This is a genomic window from Streptomyces albidus (ex Kaewkla and Franco 2022), assembly GCF_013870515.1.
Classification (GTDB): domain Bacteria; phylum Actinomycetota; class Actinomycetes; order Streptomycetales; family Streptomycetaceae; genus Streptomyces; species Streptomyces albidus.
Map to the genome: position 1 here is coordinate 1 of NZ_JACBXA010000384.1, position 3,754 is coordinate 3,754.

Annotated in this window: 2 protein-coding genes; one reads left to right on the top strand and one right to left on the bottom strand. The window is 65.8% G+C overall.

All coding sequences use genetic code 11. The features are described from left to right. Positions 1–387: 387 nt before the first annotated feature. A complete protein-coding gene (locus H5J26_RS29270; RefSeq protein ID WP_181768985.1) occupies positions 388–1,431 on the bottom strand; it encodes a vWA domain-containing protein in 1,044 nt (347 codons plus the stop codon). A 500-nt stretch (positions 1,432–1,931) separates the two neighbouring features. On the opposite strand from H5J26_RS29270, the gene H5J26_RS29275 reads away from it, so the two are divergent. Then, a partial coding sequence (locus H5J26_RS29275) for a DEAD/DEAH box helicase family protein (RefSeq protein ID WP_210771889.1) occupies positions 1,932–3,754 on the top strand: 1,823 nt, incomplete at its 3' end.

The window sequence follows — 3,754 nt, forward strand, 5'->3', positions numbered from 1 at the left end:
GATCCCGGGGCTCCGCTTCGCTCCGCCCCGGAAACCGGGGTGCTCCGCACCCCGGTCGCTCCGCGAAAGTGCTCAAGGGTCCGCTTCGCGGCCCCTGTTGGGCCGCCTTCGGCGGTCCTGCCGCCGCCCCAGCTTCGCAGGGGCGGGAAAAACGGCCCGCTGACGCGGGCCGGGCTGGCTACGGAGGACGGGGCGCCCTGTATCAAAGTGCAGTGCAGATAAACTCTGGGTTGGAGAACGCCTACCGGGTTGGTGTCGAGTGAGATTCTGTTCTCACTCGACACCAACCCGGGTCATCGAAAGGTGCCCTTGTTCGGTGACCCGATGGAAGGTGGAGCTGCTCTTCTACTGTGAAGGCAGCAGTCCCAATCTCCATGTTGGGGGATTTCAGGAAATCAGCAAGAGCCGTGTGTGGGGAACGAGCTTCCTGTTTACGCTGGTCGACTGCACGAATATTGAATACTTCGGGTTGTCATCGGGGGTGACTCGGACTTCCACGTCGGACAGACCGATCAGTTTCCGGGCCTCTTGGCCGCCGTACACTCGACCGGTCTTCTTCTCCAGTACAGCTATCTTCTTCTGCGGCTGAATGTTCTCCCGCTTGGAAAGTTCGTAGAAGGCAGATCCCAGCTTGAAAGGCAGCTGGCATTCTTCCAGAACCCACTGACGGATTCCTATTGCTTTGGTGACCGGGATCAGGCTGTAGGTGGAGGCATGCAGAGGTGTCAGGCCGGCGGCGCGAATCGTGTCTGCGTTGACCGCGTCAGCTCCCGTGGAGAAGACAGACCGCGAGCCACGGATTCCCGAGGCGCGGTTCGTCAGGAAGGTCTCTGTGGCCTGCTGGATCTTCCCGGCCGCCTCCTCCAGGCCTCGTGTGGACGAAGCGTCCCAGAGGGCGATGTTCTCCGGTGGGAAGCCTGCCTGCTGGGCCTCTCGTTTGCCGACCTGATCCGGCACGAGGACAGCCAGGGTCCAGTTTTCCGGCATCGTCTCGATGTGTTCAGAGACGTAGTTCACCAGCACTCGCGGGTTACGCGCAGGGGCATCGGCGCAGCGGTGGCTTGCGTTTTCCTGGCCGTCTGTCAGTACGAAGGTGAGGAAGCTGTGGTCTCCGTAGAGTTGAGCGGTCTGTGCCAGTTCTCGTTGTGATTTGAGTGTGGCGGACAGGAGTGCGGTCATGCCTCCTGGCTGGTAGTACTGGGAGATTGATGGGAGGCGGAGTACGTCTTTGTCGTAGATGACGCATTCGGCTTTGTCGGCGAATACGTAGACGGTGACTCGGGTTTCCTGGTCGAGTTCTTTGGAACGTCGTGCGAGGTAGGTGATTTGTTCGTCTGCTACTTGCACGACTTTGTTCCTCAAGTGGCTCATGGAGGTGCTGGCGTCCAGCACCAGAACCACGTGGTTGATGAGCCCTTGATGCTCTGTCATGTGTTCTCCCCTTTGCCGCCTGATGACTGACTCTATTTTCGCATCCACCACTGACAGTTGATCTTGGTTGGGAGTTCGTCTCTCGGCCGGGGAGGCGGAACGAGGAGTGTCGGAGGGAGTTGCGGGCCCGTCCGGTCTCGAGGGTCGTCTCAGCTGCGCACGGCACCCGCACAGACGGGGCGCGTAGCGCGGGTGAGTGGCGAGGAGCGGCTGGGTCTGGGGTGGCGCGGCAGCGTGTGGCGGTGCTGTTGCGGGTGGGGGTCGGTTGGTGGGGAGGGAGCAGCTGCTGGTTGAGGCGGTGTGGGGTGCTGGTGTGTGCGGTCGGTCGGCTTGCGGGGGTGTCTTTTTGCGCTGGGGCAGGTGTTGGGGGTGAGTTGTGCGGTCGCCTCGGGTGTCCTGGGCTGTCGGACTTGTCGGGTTCGATGATCTTCTTCTGCTGGGCGGGCGACTCCGCTCCCGGAGCTCTGCTGCTGTCGAAGGGGTGGGGTCACAATGGCGTCATGCAGCTCCGTCCTCATCAGCGAGAAGCCGTCGATGCTGTTGTCCGCGCCCTGGAGAGTCCTGCAACGGGCGGGCTGCCGGAGCGTGGCCTGCGGACTCAGGTGATCATGGCCACGGGTTCCGGCAAGACCTTGGTGGCAGCCCGTAGTGCTCAGGAGCTGCGGGCCGGCCGGGTGCTGGTGCTGGTGCCTTCGCTGGATCTGCTTGCCCAGAGCGAGACCGCGTGGCGTGAGGGTGGCCGTTCGGGTCCGGTCGTGGGGATCTCGTCCCTGCGCGGGGACGAGGCCGGGTTTGCCAACACCACGGATGTGGACGAACTCGTCGCCTGGACGCGGGATATGGGACGGGTGACGGTGTTCGCCACCTACGCCTCCCTCGGTCTGGGCACGCTGGAGCGCGCCCACGCGGCCGGGCTTCCGGGCTGGGACCTGATCGTGGTCGACGAGGCGCACCGCACCAGTGGTCGGATCGGGAAGCCGTGGGCTGTCGTCCACGACAACGCCCGTATCCCGGCTGCTCGTCGGCTGTACATGACGGCTACACCGCGGTTGTGGCAGCTCGGGGAGGAGGAAGCCCTTGGGGGGCTGAGCGAGTTGGTGGCGAGCATGGAAGACGATGCCGCCTCCCCCTTCGGGGCCCGCTGCTACACGTTGACGCTCTCGCAGGCGGTCGACCGGGGAATCGTGGCGCCGTATCAGGTCGTGTGCGTCGATGTGACCGACACCGACTTCCAGGCCGCCCTGCTCCTCGGGGAGAGCGCCACCACGGACAAGGTCCGCGGGGCGCGGCTGGCCGCTTTGCAGACGGCGCTGGTCAAGGCCTCGGCCGAGGAAGGCCTGCGCCGGACCCTGGTCTTCCACCACGTCCTGAAGGAGGCCGAGGCTTTCGCCGCCGGCCTGCCTGAGGTGGCCGCGCGGCTGCACGCCAGCGACCCGGAGTTGTACCCGAGGACGGTCTGGGCCGGCTGGCTGTCCGGGGAGCACAAGCCGCTCACCCGCCGGCGGCTGCTGGGCGAGTTCGCCGACGGTACCGATTGCGACGGCACCGTCGTGGAGTTCGCCGACGGTACCGATTGCGACGGCACCGTCGTGGAGAAGGCGTTCCTGTCGTCGGTGAAGGTCCTCGGGGAAGGCGTCGATACGGCCCGCTGCGATTCGGTGTACTGGGCTGATGTACGCGGGTCCATGCCGGACCTGGTCCAGGCAGTCGGCAGAGCCCTGCGCATGAAGCCCGGCGAAGGCAAGACCGCTTCGCTGGTGGTGCCGGTCCTGCTCGGCCCCGGCGAGAGTCCGCGGAGCATGCTCACCTCACGCGCGTACGACGGGCTCGCCAAACTCCTCGAAGCCCTACGCGCACACGACACGCGGGTGGTGGAAGCCCTCGCCGAACCCCAGGCCCCAAGCCGCCCTACCCCCACGACGGAAACCGAACGCGAGCAGACGAGCACAGCCCCGGAGAACGGGGGCGGGGGTGGGGGTGTCAGTGGCGGCGCAAGAGGGTTGCTGAAATTCTCCACGCCCCGCGATCACGCCGCGCTGGCGGCGTTCATCAACCTGCGGGTCCTCCACCCCGAGCGTCGGCACTGGCGGCGCGGCATCGAAGCCGCCGCCCTCTACAAAAAGACGTGGGGCGACCTGCGGGTGCCCTTCACCTACCGGATCCCCACCAGAGACGAAAACACCCGCACAGGCACCAGCCAGAAGACAGCCACGGGCGCGGCCACGGCCACCGCGACAGCGACAGGGACGGGGGCAGGGACGGAGACGGGAGCAGAAGCGCGGGCGGAGGCAGCGACGGGGGCAGAGGTGGGGGTGGGGGGTGA